The following is a 21,362-nucleotide window of genomic DNA, read 5'->3' on the forward strand; positions in this document are numbered from 1 at the left end:
ATATGCGCTACGCAATAGACCCTACAAAGATACACAACGAGCTTGGCTGGCTGCCTGAGACAAAGTTCGAGGACGGCATAAAGAAGACTATCAAGTGGTACCTTGAGAACCGCGAGTGGTGGGAGACAATCATCAGCGGCGAGTATCAGAACTACTATGAGAAAATGTACGGAAACCGTGCAGAGGTGTGAGGAATGAAAGCATTTGTAACAGGCGTGGGCGGACAGCTCGGACATGACGTAATGGACGAGCTGGCAAAGCGCGGCTATGAGGGCGTCGGAAGCGATATCCTTGAGTCAGTGGATACAAAATATCCCTACGTAAAGCTTGATATAACAGACGCGAAAGCAGTAGATAAGGCGATATCAGAGGCAAAGCCTGATATAGTTATACACTGCGCTGCATGGACAGCTGTTGATGCGGCTGAGGACGAGGAGAACCAGCCCAAGGTAAGAGCAATAAATGTGGACGGAACGCAGAATATAGCCAATGTCTGCAAAAAGCTGGGCTGCAAGATGATATATATTTCCACTGACTACGTTTTCAACGGTCAGGGAACAGAGCCGTGGAAGCCGGACTGCAAGGACTACGCTCCGCAGAACGTCTACGGACAGACAAAGCTTGACGGAGAGCTTGCGGTAGCGAATACCATAGACAAATACTTCATCGTCCGTATCGCATGGGTGTTCGGTGTAAACGGAAAGAACTTCATCAAGACCATGATAAACGTGGGAAAGACCCACGACGAGGTGAGAGTTGTCAGCGACCAGATAGGAACTCCCACATATACCCTCGACCTTTCAAGACTTCTTGTGGATATGGCAGAGACCGAAAAGTACGGCTACTACCACGCCACAAACGAGGGCGGCTATATATCATGGTATGACTTTACCGTTGAGATATACAGGCAGGCAGGAATGTCAACAAAGGTAACTCCTGTTACTACAGCAGAATATGGACTCTCAAAGGCAGCAAGGCCATTCAACAGCAGGCTGGACAAGTCAAAGCTTGCCGAGAACGGCTTCAGACCCCTTCCGTCATGGCAGGACGCACTTGCAAGATATTTAAAGGAGATACGGTAATGGGACAGATAACAGTTGAGAAGAACGTGGGAGGCATAGAAGGTCTTTGCGTTATAACTCCTGCTGTACATGGTGACAGCCGCGGCTATTTCATGGAGACCTACAGCCAGAGAGATATGGAAGAAGCCGGCATTGATATCGTATTCGTACAGGACAACCAGAGCTGTTCCACAAAGGGAGTGCTGAGAGGACTGCACTTCCAGAAGCAGTACCCTCAGACAAAGCTGGTGCGTGTTATAAAGGGAAGAGTGTTCGACGTAGCGGTCGATCTCAGAAGCGGAAGCGGGACCTACGGAAAGTGGTACGGAGTTGAACTCACTGAGGAGAACAAGAAGCAGTTCCTGATACCAAAGGGATTTGCACACGGATTCCTCGTACTCACTGATGTGGCAGAGTTCTGCTACAAGTGCGATGACTTCTATCACCCCAACGACGAGGGCGGACTTGCGTGGAACGACCCTTCCATAGGCATAAAGTGGCCCGAGCTCACAGGAGAGTATCCGGGCAGTGCTGACAGTGAGGGCTATGCTCTTGAGGACGGCACCAAGCTCAATCTTTCCGATAAGGACAAGAAGTGGGATACCCTTGGTAATACTTTCAGGTTCTGAAAATAAAAGGAACAGCATTTGCTGTTCCTTTTTATTATGCTGTTATACTGATTTTACGCAGTTTCTGCCGCTGGATTTTGCGTTGTAAAGCGCACGGTCCATGCGGTTGAAGGCATCGTCGAAGGTGTCGGCGGTGTTCAGTGTGGTAACGCCTATACTGCAGGTTATCTGACCGATATTGCCGAATTTTTCGGCTGCAACGGTGCTGCGTATATCTTCTGCGATTTTCTGCGCTTCTTCGCTGGATGTATCATACCATACGATTACAAACTCTTCACCGCCCCAGCGTCCGAGGACCGCATCGCGTCCGTTTATGTATCCTGATACTATATTCGTGAACTGTACAAGAGTTGCATCTCCTGTGGCATGTCCGAATTTATCGTTTACGTGCTTGAAGAAGTCGATATCAAGTATCATAAGAGAGATGTCATTGTTATGTGCCTTTTTCATGGTGATGGCGTTGCCTATCTCGGTCTCCATTCTTCCGTGGTTGAAAATTCCTGTAAGAGAGTCTCTCGATGCGAGCTGCTCATATTTTTTCAGCGTCTGGAGAAGCTCAATGGAGTTTTCATGTATGTTCTGTACCATGAATACAAATCGGAAGTCGTCGGCGTTACTTGTTTCAGCACGGCAGAATATGAGCTTTACCCATATATACTTTCCTTCAAGGTTCATCATAAGACAGTCGAAAGATGATGTGCGTCCCGGAGCGAAGTTCTTTTTGAGATATTCGGGATCAGTCCTTTCAAGGAAGAGAGGCTTATCCTTCTCGTCGATCATATTTACGATCATCATTCTCCATTCGGAGTATTTCAGCTGCTGGTTCATTACCTCGTCGGATATTTCGGTAACGCTTATGCTGCTGGTTGTATCCTTCACGAGGTCTATATACATCGAGAAAAGGTATGTATTCTGTATCGCAGCTACCTTTTTCGTTGTTAGCTCCTCGTCGATGAACATACTCTTGTCCAGCTCGTCGAGAATGAAAAGGTATACCTCTCCGTCTTCGATAGGATATATCGTCATCTGGACTATGTGAGTGATATCGTCAACGCTTATATTTATTCTTTTGCTGTATTTTCCCTGAAATTTGCCTGATGTTGGCATGAATACATGATAGCCCTCAGCTACGGTCTCGTCACTGTTGTTGAAATGATACCAGAGCTTTTCGATAAGGTCTTTATAAATTCCCTTGTCGGGGATAAATTCAGAAAACAAACCGCTTTTATGAAGTGCTATGTATTTATTTGCTTCGCCGTCAACGATAAGTACCGCGTCAACATTGTTGTTGATAAAGTCAACGGCATTTTCGTAAGAATACTTTTCAATATCAAAATTACTCATATGGCAGTCTCCTCCTAAAGATGTAAAATATTATACAGACACTGGCAGAAAAGCTTATACCGGTCTGTTTTTTATGAATAACGATCCCAAAAAGATCATTATATACCTATATTATAATATCATATTTTTTTAAATTAATTGGGAACAAATTGTGAACACGACAGAACGCGAGGATTATTTGTTGTTTTTGCTAATATCAGAGTGCGGGGATTGTTGAAATTGACTACCGTTTTTTTTCAATAAAATACAAAAAAGCTCCTGTCTGCTTTATATGTGCTTCATTGTTATAAATTATTTTTTTACTATTGTTCGGGTAGTTTTATGATTATATTGACGAACAGGAGAAAAAATGATACAATATGATGATAGAAAAACAGCAGGACATTTCAGGGGGATAAGATATACCGGTGAAAAGATGTATTTGGGAGCATCTGACAGGGAAGTGTGCCGCAGCGATCACGTTCAGATGATATTGAATGAAAGAGAGGAACAAAGAAGATGTCAGCAATAATAGAAATAAAAAACGTAACTAAGGAATTTAAGGTGCTGAACCGCCGCGAAGGTCTGAAGGGCAGTATCAAGGACCTCTTTTCAAGGAATTACAAAACGGTGCGTGCAGTAGACAACATAAGTCTTACTATAGATCAGGGCGAGATCGTAGGATACCTCGGACCCAACGGAGCAGGCAAGTCAACAACTATAAAAATGATGACGGGCGTTCTCGAACCGACCTCTGGAGAGATACTTACAAACGGTATAGTTCCCTATGCCAACCGCGCTAAAAATGCACAGGAGATAGGAGTGGTCTTCGGACAGCGCTCACAGCTATGGTGGGCTCTGCCGCTTGTTGAGTCCTTCAAGATACTGAAGGATATATACTGTATAAGTGATGAAAACTACAGCGGTATGATGGAGCTTTACAGTTCGCTGGTGGATATAGAGCCACTGCTTCACAAGCCGGTGCGTCAGATGTCACTGGGACAGCGTACCCTCAGCGATATCCTTGCGGCTTTCCTGCATGACCCTAAGATAGTTTTTCTGGACGAACCCACCATAGGTCTTGATGTTTCGATGAAATCAAAGATACGTAAGCTTATTCAGGCGCTGAACAGGGAAAAGAACACAACCGTCATACTGACTACCCATGATATGGGCGACGTTGACGCTCTGTGCCACAGGATAGTAATTATCGACAAGGGAAAAATGCTCTATGATAACGATATCGAGCACCTTAAAGGCTTTTTCGGCTCGTACCGCACACTGAAAATACGCACCGACGGTGAGCTCTCCGCTCAGGCTGAGAGCATAAAGAAGGAGTTCCCGGACTTTTCCGTAACGGCTGATGAAGAGTGGATATCCGTACTTGTGGACGAGGAAAAGTCAAAGGTGATAGATGTTCTCGGACAGCTGCAGAAATCCCATAAGATAAAGGATATGCAGCTTGAGGAGATCTCCACCGAGGAGGTAATAAAAAAGATATACGAGGAGGGTGTGGCATGAAGCTGAAAAAATATCTCACCCTTACCAAAGCAGGCATAATGGAGTCGCTGCAGTTCAGGCTGGGTACATTCGTCCTTGCTGCGGGCAATATCCTTTACCTTATTGTTGTGTACTATCTGTGGAAAGCTATATATGCTTCTGTGGGCGGCGGTACAGTCAACGGAATGTCTTTTTACGATACCCTTATTTATCTTGTGCTTGCGACTGCGCTTTTCAATTTCATGGAGATGTATACCGTCTGGGAAATGGGAAGATCGATACAGTCCGGAAAAATAGTCCTTGAACTACTGAAGCCCATGCCTTGCAGGAGCTATCTGTTCTGGTCTTATTCAGGTTCGTTCGTCACGAATTTTTTCCTTACATTTCTGCCTACCTTTATAGCTGTTACCATAGTTACTCACGGTGCCGTACATCTTGGAGCAAATCTGGTGTTTTTTGTTGTTTCTGTAATAATGGCGATATCGCTCAATTACAGCATTGACTTCATCGTAGGTACGATATGCGTGTACACTGAGTCGATATGGGGCATAAACATCATGAAACAGGTGATCGTAATGCTTCTTTCAGGTGCTGCTATCCCTCTTGCGTTTTTTCCGGAACCATTCAGGACAATAACCTATTATCTGCCGTTCCAGTCAATATATAATGCGCCGCTTTCAATACTTCTCAGCGCTCACCCTGAGCCTGAAAAGCTTGCGGCAACTCTCGGCACTCAGCTTATATGGTGTATCGTCATGTCAGCAGCCGGCAAGCTGTTCTGGAAGATATCCCTGCGGAAGATAACTGTGAACGGAGGCTGATGATATGAAAAGTAAGGGTTTAAGATTCTATCTCAGGATATACTTCAAGATACTTGCTCAGGACCTGAAAAGCAAAATGAGCTACCGTGCGGATTTCATCATCTCTACGATCGGAATAATATTCACGAATATCGCAGGCTTTGTAAGCTTCTGGATACTGTTCCGCAGCTTCCCTTCAATAAAAGGCTGGAGCTATTATGAGATGCTGTTCCTGTACGGATTCTCTCTGGTCGCCATTACTCCTACACAGTGCCTCTTTGACAATAACTGGAGCCTGAGAATGGCTGTTTACTCAGGAGATTTTATAAAATACTGCTTCAGACCGATAAATATATTCTTCTATTATCAGTCAGAGGTGTTCGATATCAAGGGGCTCGGACAGCTGGCGTTCGGTATCGGTACGCTTATCTATTCATGGAACAGGATAGGGCTCGGATTTACTCCGCTGATACTCCTGAAAATGACTGTATTTCTTCTGACGGCTTCACTGGTAATGATAGCCATGCAGAACGCGGCGGCTGCCACCTGTTTCTGGATCATGAATTCATTCTATGTCCTTGATTTTGTAATGCGCTTCCATGATTACGCAAAGTATCCCATAACCATATTCAGTTCGGTATTCAGGTTCATATTCACATTCATTATGCCTATAGCGTTTATTGCTTACTATCCGAGCCTTGTTATACTGAGACCTGACGACGTGCCGCTGCTTTCGTGGCTGTCGCCGTTTGCGGGGGCTTTCCTGTTCTGGGTGAGCTACAGGATATGGATGCACGGAGCTCTGAAATACAACGGAACAGGTTCCTGATATACTATATAATATAGTAAAAAAGCTGTGGAAGAATAACCGTTCCACAGCTTTGTTTTTTATTCGTGAGCTTTCAGCATATCCCGGACTTCCATAAGCGCGAATCCGAGAATGTTCTGTCCGGACCACTTGTCGGCGTATTTTCTGCTGTCGTCCCGCAGGTCTATGCCGCAGGCCCATATTTTATCCTTTACGGCACACTCTACAAGATAAGCGTCGCCGGTATCAAGGAGCTTCTTTTTTAGCTCGGTGTTCTGCGAGAATTTCTCATACAGCCCCTTTAACGCAATGAGCTGTCGCTTTCCTGCCCATACATTATCTATGTAGTTCTGAGCGTTCCTGCCGATATTCTTCTGCTCGGCAACATCGTCGGTGGAGAGTACGTCCTTTGCGGAAATGCTGTCCCCGAAGCAGAGACACTTGTTATACATTATATACTGCTCCATTGAGGTGAACTTTATCCCGTCAACTGTGAAATCAGACAGGTACCAGTTGCTGAGGAAGCCAAACTGTTCGTCGGCATTGTGGAAGAAGCAGGCGTCATATACCTGATCTCCTATATACAGTTTTTCATAAACGGGACTGTCATTATCGCCGGTGTTTTCAGCCTTGCAGCCGCATGAGGATATGCTGAGCTGTTTAATTATATCGTTTCCCATATCGTAAAGTTCGTCAAGAATAACTGAAAATACCACTTTGATATCTGAATTTTCATTCTTCTGGAAATCACAGCAGGCAGTAAGAGCAGTTTCCCATGCCGCCTTCTGAGGGTAGCCGTATATTCCCGCTGATACCAGCGGAAATGCTATGGACTCACAGCCGTTTTCCTTTGCCACCTTCAGCGACTCATAGTAGGTGCTGTAAAGCAGCTTCTCCTCATCCTGATCGCCGCCGCGCCAGATAGGACCTACAGCGTGGATGACATATTTTGCTTTCAGCGCAAAACCGGGTGTGATAACAGCAGAACCCGTATTGCAGAAACCGATCTTATCGCAGGCGCTTTTCAGCTCGGCATAGCCGGCAGCTGAGAAAATAGCTCCGCATACGCCGCCGCCTGCTGAAAGGTGGTTGTTTGCGGCATTTACTATAGCGTCGGTATCAAGGCTTGTTATATCGGCTTTAACGATAGATATATTTTTCACTGTATTTCCCTCCGTCTCTGACACATCATAATAATTCCTCCGGTATGGCCGGAGTCAACGGGCGGCAGAGCGTCCGTCGGATTTACAATTATTATACCATTCAGGCTCAGGAAAATCAATAGCCTGATTGCAGTTGGCTCAAAAAAATTGTTAGTCAAACACATCATGACATGAAATATCCACAAAAATACGGGCAGGTTCAGAGCTGTGCAATGTGATTATTCTTTATGGCATATTTGAGAAAAAATAAACAAACTGTTATATAAAATTTATATATCAAATTTTTGATATAAAAGTCCTTTCACAGTTAGCATACTGATTTATCACGATTTATCCACAGAAAAGCCATAGTTTTAACTGTAATTTTTTGCCTGAAAATTAAAGATACATAAGCAACTTTTGAATAAATTGCATAATAAGCGCAAATTTTGACTTGTTATTTGAAATTGGTCAGTATATAATGAGTTCAGATAAAAAAGATCAATTGGCTCATCGGGGATTACTGAAATCATTAATTTGCTTTAAAAAAACAAAGGAGTGATTGAAGTGAAATCAAAAATCAAAAAGGTCATCAGCGGTACTGTATCCGCATTGATGATCGCCTCCTCAATCCCGAGCGTAGCATCGGCTGCTGATCAGCAGACCAGAGGCAACATAGGCGGCTACGACTACGAGATGTGGAACCAGAACGGTCAGGGTAATGCTCAGATGAACCCAAGTGCAGGTTCGTTCACCTGCTCATGGAGCAATATTGAAAACTTCCTGGCTCGTATGGGAAAGAATTTCGACAGCCAGAAGAAGAACTACAAGGCTCTCGGCGATATCGTGCTCACTTATGACGTTGAGTACACACCAAGAGGAAATTCGTATATGTGTGTATACGGATGGACAAGAAATCCTCTTATGGAATACTATATCGTTGAAGGCTGGGGCGACTGGAGACCACCCGGAAATGACGGTGAGAACAAGGGCTCTGTAACTCTCAACGGAAACAAGTACGATATCCGTAAGTCAATGAGATACAATCAGCCTTCTCTCGACGGAACCGCTACATTCCCACAATACTGGAGCGTGCGCCAGACAAGTGGTTCAGCAAACAACCAGACAAACTATATGAAGGGCACTATCGATGTATCCAAGCACTTTGACGCATGGTCACAGGCTGGTCTCGATATGTCCGGTACTCTCTATGAAGTATCACTTAATATTGAAGGTTACAGATCCAACGGATCTGCTAATGTAAAGAGCGTAACTGTTGTTACTGACGGCAGCGGTGCAGGTGCATCAAGCACTTCCGAGGCAGGCGGCGGTAATGTTGGCGGCGGCTTCGATATGGGCGGCGGCCAGGGCGGCTTTGATATGAGTCAGTTCGGCGGCGGAAACGGCGGCGGATTTGACATGAGCCAGTTCGGCGGCGGCAATGGCGGCGGATTTGACATGAGTCAGTTCGGCGGTCAGGGCGGCTTTGATATGAGCCAGTTCGGCGGCGGAAACGGCGGCGGATTCGACATGAGCCAGTTTGGCGGCCAGGGCGGTTTCGACATGGGCGGCAGCACAGGCGGCGGCAGCGTAGTTACTACAACAACTACAACTACAAAGCCTGTAACAACAACTACTACGACTGTTACAACTATCAAGCAGGCAGATCCCAAGGAAGAGCTCAATGCTAAGGTTTCCAAGTGGGGCGACGCTAACGGCGACGGCACTATCGATATGGGCGACGCTGTAGCTATCCTTCAGGCACTCGCTAACCCCAACAAGTATAAGCTTTCAGATCAGGGCGCTGCAAATGCAGACGTTTATGAGGCTGGCAGCGGACTTACTGCAAACGATGCAAATTCTATCCAGCTGTATCTCTTAGGTCTTATAAAGACACTTCCTGAGAGCTATGCATCAAATGTAACAGCTACAACAAAGGCAACAACAACTACTACTACAACTAAGGCTACAACAACCACAACAACTACAGCTGTTAATAACGGCGGTCAGCAGGGCGGTTTTGATATGAGCCAGTTCGGCGGTCAGGGCGGCTTCGACATGAGCCAGTTCGGCGGTCAGCAGGGCGGCTTCGACATGAGCCAGTTCGGCGGTCAGCAGGGCGGCTTCGACATGAGCCAGTTCGGCGGTCAGCAGGGTGGTTTTGATATGAGCCAGTTCGGCGGTCAGCAGGGCGGTTTCGATATGAGCCAGTTCGGCGGTCAGCAGGGCGGCTTCGATATGAGCCAGTTCGGCGGTCAGCAGGATGCTGGTCAGCAGACAGGCGGCAACGGCGGTGCTCAGGTACAGTCAGGCAAGAAGCTCTGCGCTATCTCATTCGATGACGGTGCAAGCGCACAGAGCAAGTCAGACCCCGGCTACAGAATAATCGACGCTCTTATCAAGAACAACATGACAGCTACATTCTTTATCGTAGGTGACTGGATCAAGACAAACGACCAGATCAAGTATGAGTACCAGAACGGTATGGAAGTAGCTAACCATACACAGTCACATCCTCACCTTGGTTCAATGGGCGCATCCCAGATCAGAAGCGAGTGGGAGAACTGTAACAGCAAGCTCAAGGGCATCATCGGCACAGAGCCTTCACACCTTATGAGACTTCCTTACCTTGAGAGCAACGCAACAGTTCAGTCAGCTCTTAACGATGTACCGCTTATCAGCTGTGCGATCGATACTCAGGACTGGAACAATGCTTCCAAGGATCAGATCGTAAATACAATCAAGCAGGCAGCACAGAACGGTTCACTTGAGGGTGCTATCGTACTTTGCCACGAGAACTATGCTACAACAGCAGCAGCTATGGAAGAGGTTCTTCCCTGGCTCGCACAGAATGGTTACCAGAACGTAAACATCTCTGATATGGCAAAGGCTCACGGCAAGACACTTGCAGGCGGTCAGGTTCATACAAGAGCTTGATCGGATTCAAGAATATAAATAACGTGCCGATCGCTGTATCGGTGGTCGGCACACTTATTTAAGATTTCTCCAATTTTTAATATCCCCTGAAAGGCAGTCGGTAATAATCGGCTGTCTTTTCATTTTATATGGCAGCTTTTTTGTATCATATGCCGTATTTGAACAGCGGTGCGGCTGTTATTGTTGATTTCAGATAATTAATGTGATATACTAAGGATATATTAATCGTTAATGGTCAGACATTTAAGGAAGAAATAAGGATAAACAAAGAGGGTCATGCTATGAATATGAATTTTAAATGCAAATTACCGATACCTGCAGAAGTCAAGGGACAGTATCCTGTTTCGGAGGAGCTTCAGAAGGTTATCAATGCAAGAAACGCCCAGATAGCAGATGTTATCAGCAGCAAGGATGACAGGCTCATGCTTATAATCGGTCCCTGTTCCGCCGATAACGAGGACAGCGTAATGGACTACATTATGCGTCTCCGCGGCGTTCAGGAAAAGGTAGAGGAAAAGATCCTCATAGTACCGAGAATATACACCAATAAGCCAAGAACTACCGGAAAGGGCTACAAGGGTATGCTCCATCAGCCTGATCCGAGCCAGAAGCCGGATATGTACAAGGGTATTGTCGCTATCCGTAAACTGCACCTTCGCGCTATAGCTGAAACAGGCTTTACCTGTGCTGACGAGATGCTCTACCCGGAGAATCACCGTTATCTCAACGACCTTCTCGGATATGTTGCTGTGGGCGCACGATCTGTTGAAAATCAGCAGCACCGCCTCACTGCAAGCGGACTCAATATCCCTGTAGGAATGAAAAATCCCGTAAGCGGAAGTATGCCTGTGCTCATGAATTCGATCGAAGCTGCACAGTCAGGGCATACCTTCCTTTACCGCGGCTGGGAGGTAAGCACCAGCGGCAATCCTCTCGCTCATGCCATACTCAGGGGCTTTGAGAATAACCACAGTCAGTGTATGCCGAATTACCACTACGAGCACCTTGAACTCCTTCATGGACTTTATGTGCAGAAGGGCTTCGAGAATCCTGCCGCGATCATAGATACCAACCACTGCAATTCCGGCAAGCACCCCTTTGAACAGCCAAGGATCGTCAAGGAGGTCCTCAGCAGCCGCAGATACAATGAGGATATCCGCAAACTGGTCAAGGGCTTTATGATCGAAAGCTACATCGAGGACGGCTCTCAGAAGATAGACGAGCACATCTACGGAAAGTCCATAACCGACCCCTGTCTCGGCTGGGAAAAGACAGAAAAGCTTATACTCGAAATAGCTGACAGAGTATGATCTTTCCTGTGGGATAAGCGCATGATATGAAAATAAAGAGCGGTTTTTTACCGCTCTTTTTATTATTTGTGAAAAGCAGCTTCCATAATTAATGAATATATATGCTATTTGCGCAAATAATGCGGTTCTTCCAAATATTTCTTGACTTTGACGGTGCAATATGATACAATAATCAAGGTATGGTCCTTTTTGGAAGGAATATTATTAACTCATTTATTTCAATCTGTATGAGTAAAGGATGTAATGGAGAATGAATAATACGTATACAATCAAAGACATTGTCAAGCTTTTGATGAGCAAGATATGGCTGATACTGCTGTTTATGATCCTGGGCGGTATCGCAGCGTTCGGTATGTCAAAATTCATGCTGCCGCTTATGTATGAATCACATATAACCATGTATGTGCAGAGCTATCAGGGCGTTTCCGAAACGGCAAGCAACGTCAACAACATAAGCAACTCAAAGCAGCTCGTTAATACGTATATGGAAGTGCTGAAGGACGATGCTGTGATGACTTCCGTCGGAGAGATTCTTTCTAAGAATTTCAGCAACTCGACTCTTTCAGAGTGCTTTTCTTTATCAAACGGAAAGGTTTCTCCCGCTTCTATCCGCAGTACGCTGAATATCACCTCTGTAGTCGATACTTCGGCTGTCAAGGTCTCTTCTGTTACACGTAATCCTGAAGTTTCTGCGGCTGTCTGCAATTACCTTACACTTGTTGCTCCGAAATATGTTCAGCAGGCTGTAGGCGTAGGTTCTATAAATACTATCGACAAGGCAAAGGTATATACCAGTCCTGTCGCTCCTAAGGTAATGAAGAATACCGTTCTCGGTGCTGCAGCTGCTTTTCTTATCATCGTACTCATTATTTTCCTCATAGACTTCTTTGACAATACTGTCAAGGAGACAGATAAGATCACCAAAAAGTACGGAAAAGCCATTATGGGTGAGATACAGCAGTTCAGTGAAGCAAGAAAGCACAAGGGCAAGCCCAAGAGCGCTCAGGCTGACGGCAGAGCTCTCATTACAGATCAGAATATTCCCTTCAATGTTGCAGAAAGCTATAAGTCGATACGTACCAACGTAATGTTTGCAATGGGTACTTCGGACAAAAAGATAGTCGCTATTTCAAGCCCGAATCCCGGCGACGGAAAATCGACCTCCGCTGCTAATATCGCTATCGCTTTTGCTCAGACCAACAGCAAGGTCCTCCTCATCGACGCGGATATGAGAAAGCCTGTACAGCACAGGGTATTCAAGGTAAAGAATTCTGAAGGTCTTTCAACTCTTATCATAAAGAAGTCCACACCTGCAAGGTCAATAAAGGAAAGTGTTATGAAGAACCTCGACCTGCTTCCGTCAGGTCCTACTCCTCCTAACCCGTCCGAGCTGCTTGCTTCGGAGCAGTTTGCTTCACTGCTTGAACAGTTTGCCATTATGTATGATTATATCATCATAGATACTCCGCCTCTCAATGTTGTGAGCGACGCTATGGTAATGAATGAATCAATAAATGGTATCCTCCTTGTTTTCAAGCACGGTCAGACCACTTATGACGATATCGACAACTGCATGAAGCAGATGGAACTCACACATACGAATCTTATCGGCTTCCTCATGAATGAGGTCGCTCAGAAGCGGTATTCGTCATACTATTCAAAGTACAAGGACTACGGATACGGCTCGGCAGACAGGTCTTCTAAGAAAGGCGTAAAGGAAAATGCTGACTGATCATCATTGTCATATCCTTCCAAAGATCGATGACGGCTCCGACAGTGTGGAGACATCACTCAGAATGATCCGTACAATGAGAGAACAGGGCGTTGAAAGAATAGTTGCTACTCCTCACTTCTATGCTCACAGAGAACACGGCGTGAAAGCTTATCTCGAAAAGAGACAGCACGCCTATGATAAGCTCGTTCAGGAGGATCCTGAAAACGCGGATATCATTCTCGGAGCTGAAGTCGCGGTGGAGCATGGTATCAGCAAGCTCCCGGATATAGAAAAACTCTGCATAACCGGTACAAAATATATTCTCCTTGAGTTTCAGTATACATCATTCGGTAAATGGATGCTTGAAGAAGTAAACGATATTGCGTTTGAATACGGTCTTGTTCCGATACTTGCGCATATCCACAGATACCTTGAATATTACACCAAGTCAGAACTGGAGGAAGTCCTGAAGACAGAGGCTGTATTCCAGTTCAATAATGAAGCCTTTGAAAGCTTTAAGGAAAAACGCTTCGTAAAGTCAGTGATAAAAAGCGGATATCCTTACATTTTCGGCAGCGACGCCCATAATATGGGCAGCAGGAAACCAAACTGGGATATGCTGCAGAAAAAGGCAAAGCCGGAAATACTCAGAAATGTTGAGGATATTTTCGGGTGATTAAACAATACAGCAAAGAAAAAGCCATAAAGAAGTATTTACTTCTTTATGGCTTTTGATGTTTATTTATGCCATTGCGAATTGAGGAACGCTATTCGTTTATTGAGCCAGTCATAGAGATAATCCGCACATTCCTTTTCGTCACGGCATTTTTTTGAGCCTTCCGAAAGCTCGCTTGCAATGATCTCATTATCCTTGATATTGTTCCATGTGTCGTAATTCTTGTTAAAATCCCCTGTAAAGGCATCGCTGTCAGCTTTTACCATTTGGCAGACACGGGCGAAAACACCATTGTCATAGGCTTTTGTCCATTTTTTCTTTATCATGTCCTGATACCAGTCCTCATAAGCGAGCAGTGCGAACCAGGGATTTATGGAATCCATTCCCATGCTCGGATCGGGTATGATATTTGCTGCATGGAAGCCCTGACCGTCCTCAGAGTACGGTCTGTTGCCCATTGAGGAGTCGAAGTCCCATGGAGCCTCAAAGGTGAGCTTTTTGGTATGCTCAGGACTGAAATCTATATCCATGTAGAAGCTTGACCAAGCAACGTCTGCGTCACAGGCAAGCTCGCTGATGATGTACATATCGACAAGCGAATCCAGATCAACGACCTTTTCTACTGCCTGCTGCGGAGTAAGCTCGCTGCTTTCGGAAATACTGTCGTTGTTCTCATCGAATACGAAGGCTTTATGGTTGTAGCCAGCCTCGTACATTATCCTGTATACGTTATTTATGTATTTCGCTATAAAATCGTGCTGTTCCTGAGAGTATACATCGCTTTTTATTGTGATGCCTACTACGGGTATCATATATTCGGACGCCTTGGGGATACACTTTATAGTCCGTCCGCTGCCTCCGTTTCCGTCGAAGGGCGTGAGGGGAGCGTTGTCGGCATAGTCGAGAGAGAAGCCGTGAAGCTCGTCTTCGTTGGTGAAATAGCCGTCAAATTCAAGGAAATAGCCTATATCAGTACCTGTATAGTCCTTTTCGGGCTTTGTCACGTTTACTCTGTCCTCAGCGACCTGCTGTGACTCTGTAAGGAGATAGAGCCCGCGGTATTCGCCGTTTATCTCTACCTGAACGAGCTTGGCGTCGGCAGCGTATAGTCCGTCCGCGCCGAGTATCTGGCGTGAAGCGTAAAGCGCAGCCTTGTTCCTGAGCATGGAGCCGTCCTTGTATTCGGCGAGCAGGAGCCAGTTCTTGAATTCAGCGCCGTTATTCAGTCCGAGGAGATTCTGCTTTTCGGTGAATTTTATTTTCAGCGGCTTTTTGGGATACGTCGTTGTCCAGTTGCCGCGTACCTTGACCTGACCGTCAGACGCAGCCATAAGCTCGTTTCCGTCAGAGCCTTTCAGCGTGATCGTGCAGTCCTCATAATAAGGAGCCGGAGGATCAAACGGCGGCTCGACCCACATTTTCATGAGCTCTGAAACGTGTTCCGCTATGGGCTCGTTAACGAAATCCATGACGTTGGGATCGGTGCTCTTTGTCTGTATGGACAGCACCGGCAGGGGAGCGGTCTCAGGGGTATACGAATCTGCGGAAGTAAGAGTTGATTCATAAGATACCGTTGGTTTTGAAGAGTTATTGCTGTTCTTTTGGGCAGTGCAGCCGAAGAGCATTACTGCCGCGGCTGAGATAGAGCATATTTTTTTGATCGTATTCATAATCATACCTCATAATATAAGAAAAGAATGTACATTCATTGTAGCATATTATTCCGCGAATGGCAATAATTGCCGGAGATAGTCACTGTATTGTAAACCGATTGTAACACTTGCTACAAAACCATAACAAAAAGCGGAGCATTGCTCCGCTTTTATCATATTATCATGTATCTATCTTGTAGAAATGCTTATCCATTCTTTGCTCGAACTCATCAAGAGGCAGTGGCTTGTCAAACAGGAAGCCCTGTGCGAAAACGCAGTTGTTGTCGCGGAGTACCTTTACCTGACTGGAGGTCTCGACTCCTTCCGCTACACATTCAAGACCGAGATCCTTAGCCATAGCCACAACGTATCTGAACATCACGCTTCTTGTGCTTTCAGATCCTTCGGCGTCCATAGGCAGAAAGCTCCTGTCAACTTTAAGGACGTTCCACGGTATATCGCGTATCAGATTCAGTGAGGAATAGCCCATACCGAAGTCGTCTACCGATGTGTAGATACCTTTCTGCTGAAGGCTGCTTACGACTCGCTTCAGGTCACGGAACTCAACGTCGGTCGTGGTCTCGGTAAGCTCTATCTCTATATACTCATGGGGAACATTGTTCCTGTCGATGACTTCTATGATATGTTCAAGCAGATCAACGTCCATCATGTGCTTGCGTGAAAGGTTTACAGATATTCTTACGACCTTTCTGCCCTCGCCCAGCCAGCGGCGTATATCCTTGCAGACGTGGTCAAGCATATAGAAATCAAGGAGACATATATCAGAGTTTTGTTCAAGGATAGGGATAAATTCCATTGGCGGAATGATCTTTCCGTCCTTGAACCAGCGGCAGAGCGCTTCTGCGCCGGCAAGTTCTCCGGTCTCGATATCTATTTTAGGCTGATAAAATACCTTGAACTCTTCGTTTGCGAGAGCAAGCGGGAAGAGCTGCTGTATCTGCATACGCTTTTCCTTGCCGATCTCCATCTGTTCGTCGAAGAAGACAACACTGTCCTTTCCGCCGAGCTTTGCAGCCTGCGAGGAGGAAAGTATCCTGTCCATTATATCGCCGGGAGTGTCAAAGGTATAGCCGGGAGGCATACGGAATACTCCCGTGCTTCCGGAGAGCATTATGCGCTTGCCGGTGACGTTGTCGTATACGACAGGCACTCCTTTCAATATGGGGAGTATATCGTCAAGAAGCTGATCCTCAAACGCAGCGACGAAGTTATCTCCGCCGACTCTGCATATAATACCCTTGTTTCCTATGACATTTTCGATCATATCAAAGTAGTTGCGCATAGCGATATCGCCGGCGCTTCTGCCGATGTCGCGGTTTATGAGGGTATAGTGACGAAGATTGTAGTATATTGCAGTATGACCGCCGAGGGAATGCTCCTCATTAAGCTGTTCGAGATACCTGAGAAACGAGCGCACATTGCGGTAGCCTGTATCGTCGTAGAATGTGAACTTTTCAATTACGCCTTCAAGTCTGTACCGGCTTATGAAGCTCAGCAGCATCCTTATTATCAGGCGCAGCTTGCTCTCGTCCTCTTCTGAAATGGGAGGAGCGTCCTTTGACATGGCAAAAGTACCCTTTATTATAGCCATTGATCTGGTATGTATGCGTTCACACAGTATCACATCGCCCGAATTTCCGTCGTCATAGCCTATGATAGTTTCTCCCTTGTTCTGTTTTTCAAATGTAATGCTCTGATAGAACTCGGAAACGGCTCTGGAAATATGGAATTCCTTGCAGAATTCGGCTACAGCGCGCAGAACAGCGTACTTGTCTATGCGGTCTGTTCCTGTCATGGCTCTTACGAGCTTTTCCATGAGCAGATGGAAATGTTCATCTCTTTCATTTAACATATAAATCTCTCCATTCCGATCTCAGAAAGAGATCAAAATCGAACCCCTTAATGTCATTATAACATTAAATTATTAATAAAGCAAGTCGTTTGGCGGCTCTGAAGCCTTAATTTGGAAACTTGCTGATAATTAGAAAAAAGATTTTTTAATCAATAGTAACAAATGCATAATATTTGGCTTTAAAATTTTAATATAACGTCGAATATCATGCTGCTTTTGCTATAAATGTATAAAAACAATTGACAATAAACATATATAAGTGTATAATAAAAATATATTTGCCGCAGTAAGGTATGTTGTATTAATATCATTTTACATTATACAGCAGGACTGCTGTATGATCACGATTAGGAAAAACAGGGGGTAAGAGGTCATGGCGGATTTTATTGAAAGCTTCGGTATATCAAGGGAAGCGAGAATTTCTATAATACTCAATACATTCATGTATATCGACAAATGTACGAAGTGTGATACAATGCCTTCGCTGAGGACGGTTGTTCAGGAGCTTATCAGGGATGATTCCCTGAATGACGAGCAGATGGCGGCGCTGAACGTGATGCGCAAGTGCATGAGGATAATGCAGGATTCGGAAGTCTGGGACTTCAGGGTAATAAGCTTTTCGGAGCATATGGAGGAAAAGTACAGGGGAGCGTATGCGGCGGCTTTCAAAAAGGCTGATGATTCGGAGATATATGTGGTCTTCCGCGGCACAGGAAGCGGACGCTGGTACGACAACGGGGATGGTCTGTCAAATGAGCGTACAAGATATCAGCTTGCGGCACTTCTGTACTTCAATAACCTGATGAGATCTGAAAAATGTTCGCCAAATGCAAGGCTGATAGTTACAGGACATTCAAAGGGCGGAAATCTTTCGCAGTATGTGACTCTTGCTTCTGAGTACGGAACAAGAGTAAAATACTGTATCTCCTTCGACGGACAGGGCTTTTCGCCGGAGTTCCTCAGAAGTATCAATTATCCCAACAGCAGCGCGATCGAGCGGTGCAACAGAATGTATTCCATATGCGGTGACAACGATTACGTCAATGTGCTCGGAAAAAAGGTAATTCCGGACGATCAGACTGTTTTTATAAAGACAAGGACAAGACTGACTGACCTTTACGGCGCTCATTCCATTATACCTCCGGGAACAAGGGAGGTTGACGCTCACTGGTGTGATTACCTCTTTGATTTCAGCGCGAACAGATTCAACGATCAGACATCAGACGAGCAGCGTGAGCTGGCAAACTGCGCAAAGGCTGTAAGCATGAACGCGATGGAGATGCCTCACGATGAGAGAGAGGACGTTTGCAGGACTCTTATGACGCTTGCCGAAAAATTCATAGGCGGTAATAATTCATCTGGCGGTCTTAACGGAGAAAAGGCTGAGCTGGAAGAAAGCGTCGGATTTGTGACTAATCTTTGCGAGATAATCCGTCCGCTGACACTTCGCCTTACAAGCAAGATCAAAAATGATGTGATATACTCGCTTCTGGTAGTGCCTGCCGGAAACGGTGCGGATCCGAGCATGGGTTCGGCTCCTATGGATAAGAAGATAAAGTATATACTGTCCGATCCGGAAATAATGAAGCTATACTATCTTGGAGCCTCCGTAGCGCTGGAAAGCTTCGCGGAAAATGTGACGCAGGCAGGTTCGGCTTTGAGTCTGGGCGGCATTTCAGGCTTCAGCTCGAAGATCGAAGAGCTTGTAAGCTCCTGCGATAACGCTGTAGATGCCGTCAGCTCGTCCTGCGAAAGCTCTGATAACGCGCTTTCAGGCTATATCTCCGAATTCTTTTCAGTGAGAGACAGGTTCCTTAAACAGTCAGGCGGCAGCAACGGTGATATGGGTACGTCTTACAGTGAGTGGAAAAGCTATTTCACATATCAGGACGCCGAGGGCAGGAAAGTCACAAGAGTAAGCGGCAATCAGAGATCGGTGCTTGGCAGTGACAATGATGATGTGATCCGCGGTTTCACGACAAATGACACTATCCACGGCTACGGCGGAAATGATGTGCTTTACGGCGGCCCCGGCAACGACGCTGTCTACGGAGCAGGCGGGAATGACGTGATATACGGCGAAGAAGGTGACGACGACCTGTACGGCGGCAATGACTCTGATATTATATACGGCGGACCGGGCAATGATCTTATACGCGGCGGAGGCGGCAGTGACACTCTTTACGGCGGACCGGGAGATGATATTTACCTCTTCAGCCCCGGCTGCGGAAGAGATGTTATAAGCGACAATGAGGGCTGCAATACCATTATGTTCAGCAAGGTGCAGCCTTCTCAGCTGAGGTCTTCGATAAACGGCAGCGGAGAGCTTGTAATAGAAATGCAGGGGACTTCCGACTGCATAAGGATACAGAATTATTCTTCCGGAAGATACAGATTCGTCTTCGACGATGATAGCTATATCCTTACGGGACAGGGAAGCGAGCTTGCTTTTACAAGACAGTAAAATAACGGCACAGCCGGTACCGGCTGTGCCGTTTGTGTTCTATAGTTTTTCTATTCTTGCAGCGGTATCCATCTTTTCGGTGCTGAGCCGGTATACCGAGTCTATCATACGGCTTCGGCAGCCGGCATTGCCCTCATAAGGCAGAAGATGTTCTGCTGCGGTCTCGCCGCATACGTCCATAGCGGCTACCGCTGCTGTGGCGGCTTTGAGCATATCCTCCGAAACAGCAGAGAAAGCTCCCATAAGTGCCGAGAGCATACAGCCGCAGCCTGTAATACTGCCCATTATAGGGTGTCCGTTTCTTATACAGTAAGCTGAGGAGCTGTCGGCAACGATATCTGTTTCGCCTGTAACAGCGATGACTGCGCCTGTTTGTGCGGAGAATTTCTCAGCAAGGGCAGCGCATGAGACTATTGAACTGTCGCTGACGATATCGGCTGTATCAACGCCGTGGCTGTGGGAGGTCGTTCCCGCAATGCTCCTTATCTCTGAAAGATTTCCGCGTATGATACTGAGTTTAACTTCTTTCAGAAGCTTTTCGGCAAAGTCTGTGCGGAAGCGTGATGCGCCTGCGCCAACGGGATCAAATATCACCGGGAGTCCGATTTCATTTGCTTTTTTGCCTGATATCAGCATAGCTTCAAGTCTTTGCGGAGAAGGTGTGCCGAGATTTATCACAAGCGATTTGCAAATGGCGGTTATCTCTGCGCTTTCATCTGGGCAGTCAGCCATTATCGGTGAAGCTCCGCAGGCAAGAAGTATGTTTGCACAGTCATTGGCTGTGACGTAGTTGGTTATACAATGTACACGCGGCTTGCTGCGCCGCACTTCTTCAATGATATTGTCAAACATGGTCAGTTATTTTCCGGCTTGAGGACTTTTGCCTTTTTGAGCCCTTCGATTATCACCGCTGACAGGACCGCGCCTGCGGCAGTTGATATGAGAAATGGTATGACATAGGCGTAGAATGCCACGTCTGCGGCGCTTACGCCCATTAAAAGCACAGCTACAGGATATGCGCAGAGTCCGCCGAGTACGGCTGTGCCGAATACCTCTGCGATATATGTCAGCCACGTATTCTTCGTCCTGTGAAAAACTATGCCGCACAGGAGCGCTCCGAACATACTTCCCGGAAAAGCCATAAGGCTGCCGAGACCGAGAAGATTACGTATCAGACTTGTTGCAAAGGCAACTCCCACACCGTAAAACGGTCCGAGCAGAACTGCACAGATAATATTGACCATATGCTGTACAGGAGCGCATTTGCTGCCGAATACCGGAAATGAGAAAAAGCTGCCCACAACTCCCACGGCGCAAAGCAGACCTGCAAGCGCTAATTTTCGTGTACGGATGTTTTTCATAGTTTACACTCCTTCGGAAAATAAAAAGGGGCATTTCGGAGAATGTCCCTGCAAATTCAAAAGTATTATAATAAGAATAAGTGTTGGCATGATGATGATTTTGTGTCTGATA

At 46.0% G+C, this 21,362-nt stretch carries 16 protein-coding genes and 1 pseudogene; 11 read left to right on the forward strand and 6 right to left on the reverse strand.

The features are described 5' to 3' along the window. The 3 genes and pseudogenes from QZZ36_RS05405 to rfbC form a co-directional block, all read left to right on the forward strand. A pseudogene (locus tag QZZ36_RS05405) lies at positions 1–191 on the forward strand (dTDP-glucose 4,6-dehydratase); the annotation flags it as partial. A 3-nt stretch (positions 192–194) separates the two neighbouring features. Next, entirely contained in the window at positions 195–1,082 is an 888-nt protein-coding gene (rfbD, locus tag QZZ36_RS05410; protein WP_295078018.1) for a dTDP-4-dehydrorhamnose reductase, read from the forward strand. Further along, positions 1,082–1,690: a dTDP-4-dehydrorhamnose 3,5-epimerase gene (gene rfbC, locus QZZ36_RS05415; RefSeq protein ID WP_295078021.1), complete on the forward strand. Its 609-nt coding sequence runs from the start codon at positions 1,082–1,084 to the stop codon at positions 1,688–1,690. The genes rfbD and rfbC overlap by 1 nt, the downstream gene beginning before the upstream one ends. A 42-nt stretch (positions 1,691–1,732) precedes the next feature. Here the strand turns inward: rfbC and QZZ36_RS05420 are convergent, their stop codons facing one another. Continuing rightward, on the reverse strand, positions 1,733–3,034 hold the full coding sequence (locus tag QZZ36_RS05420) for a GGDEF domain-containing protein (RefSeq protein ID WP_295078024.1): 1,302 nt from the start codon (positions 3,032–3,034) through the stop codon (positions 1,733–1,735). A 498-nt stretch (positions 3,035–3,532) separates the two neighbouring features. Here QZZ36_RS05420 and QZZ36_RS05425 point away from each other — a divergent pair, with 498 nt between their 5' ends. Genes QZZ36_RS05425 through QZZ36_RS05435 form a run of 3 tightly spaced genes read left to right on the forward strand, consistent with a single transcriptional unit; the run spans position 3,533 to position 6,142 of the window. Further along, entirely contained in the window at positions 3,533–4,534 is a 1,002-nt protein-coding gene (locus QZZ36_RS05425) for an ATP-binding cassette domain-containing protein (protein ID WP_295078027.1), read from the forward strand. Beyond that, a complete protein-coding gene (locus QZZ36_RS05430; protein ID WP_295078030.1) occupies positions 4,531–5,334 on the forward strand; it encodes an ABC-2 family transporter protein in 804 nt (267 codons plus the stop codon). The genes QZZ36_RS05425 and QZZ36_RS05430 overlap by 4 nt, the downstream gene beginning before the upstream one ends. Before the next feature lie 4 nt (positions 5,335–5,338). Continuing rightward, positions 5,339–6,142, forward strand: a complete 804-nt coding sequence (locus QZZ36_RS05435) for an ABC-2 family transporter protein (protein ID WP_295078033.1) — start codon at positions 5,339–5,341, stop codon at positions 6,140–6,142. 59 nt (positions 6,143–6,201) lie between these two features. Here the strand turns inward: QZZ36_RS05435 and QZZ36_RS12940 are convergent, their stop codons facing one another. Next, on the reverse strand, positions 6,202–7,284 hold the full coding sequence (locus QZZ36_RS12940; protein WP_365685733.1) for an NADAR domain-containing protein: 1,083 nt from the start codon (positions 7,282–7,284) through the stop codon (positions 6,202–6,204). A gap of 546 nt (positions 7,285–7,830) precedes the next feature. Here QZZ36_RS12940 and QZZ36_RS05450 point away from each other — a divergent pair. The 4 genes from QZZ36_RS05450 (at position 7,831) to QZZ36_RS05465 (ending at position 13,900) form a co-directional block, all read left to right on the forward strand. Further along, positions 7,831–10,200, forward strand: coding sequence for a glycoside hydrolase family 11 protein (locus QZZ36_RS05450; protein ID WP_295078036.1), 2,370 nt, complete (start codon positions 7,831–7,833; stop codon positions 10,198–10,200). A gap of 281 nt (positions 10,201–10,481) precedes the next feature. Next, on the forward strand, positions 10,482–11,510 hold the full coding sequence (locus QZZ36_RS05455) for a 3-deoxy-7-phosphoheptulonate synthase (RefSeq protein ID WP_295078039.1): 1,029 nt from the start codon (positions 10,482–10,484) through the stop codon (positions 11,508–11,510). 250 nt (positions 11,511–11,760) lie between these two features. Continuing rightward, complete coding sequence (locus tag QZZ36_RS05460; protein WP_295078042.1) at positions 11,761–13,242, forward strand: polysaccharide biosynthesis tyrosine autokinase; 1,482 nt, start codon at positions 11,761–11,763, stop codon at positions 13,240–13,242. Continuing rightward, entirely contained in the window at positions 13,232–13,900 is a 669-nt protein-coding gene (locus QZZ36_RS05465; RefSeq protein WP_295078045.1) for a CpsB/CapC family capsule biosynthesis tyrosine phosphatase, read from the forward strand. The genes QZZ36_RS05460 and QZZ36_RS05465 overlap by 11 nt, the downstream gene beginning before the upstream one ends. 62 nt (positions 13,901–13,962) lie before the next feature. Here the strand turns inward: QZZ36_RS05465 and QZZ36_RS05470 are convergent, their stop codons facing one another. Then, positions 13,963–15,570: a CotH kinase family protein gene (locus QZZ36_RS05470; protein WP_295078048.1), complete on the reverse strand. Its 1,608-nt coding sequence runs from the start codon at positions 15,568–15,570 to the stop codon at positions 13,963–13,965. Between the two features lie 163 nt (positions 15,571–15,733). After that, complete coding sequence (locus QZZ36_RS05475; RefSeq protein ID WP_295078051.1) at positions 15,734–17,425, reverse strand: bifunctional diguanylate cyclase/phosphodiesterase; 1,692 nt, start codon at positions 17,423–17,425, stop codon at positions 15,734–15,736. Between the two features lie 373 nt (positions 17,426–17,798). On the opposite strand from QZZ36_RS05475, the gene QZZ36_RS05480 reads away from it, so the two are divergent. After that, positions 17,799–19,889, forward strand: a complete 2,091-nt coding sequence (locus QZZ36_RS05480) for an Mbeg1-like protein (RefSeq protein WP_295078055.1) — start codon at positions 17,799–17,801, stop codon at positions 19,887–19,889. Positions 19,890–19,928: 39 nt separating this feature from the next. On the opposite strand, the gene thiM is transcribed toward QZZ36_RS05480, so the two are convergent. Beyond that, positions 19,929–20,741, reverse strand: coding sequence for a hydroxyethylthiazole kinase (gene thiM / locus QZZ36_RS05485; RefSeq protein ID WP_295078058.1), 813 nt, complete (start codon positions 20,739–20,741; stop codon positions 19,929–19,931). A 2-nt stretch (positions 20,742–20,743) separates the two neighbouring features. Beyond that, positions 20,744–21,250, reverse strand: a complete 507-nt coding sequence (gene thiW, locus QZZ36_RS05490) for an energy coupling factor transporter S component ThiW (RefSeq protein ID WP_295078061.1) — start codon at positions 21,248–21,250, stop codon at positions 20,744–20,746. Positions 21,251–21,362 lie beyond the last annotated feature (112 nt).

This window comes from Ruminococcus sp. (assembly GCF_016287535.1).
GTDB lineage: Bacteria > Bacillota > Clostridia > Oscillospirales > Ruminococcaceae > Ruminococcus.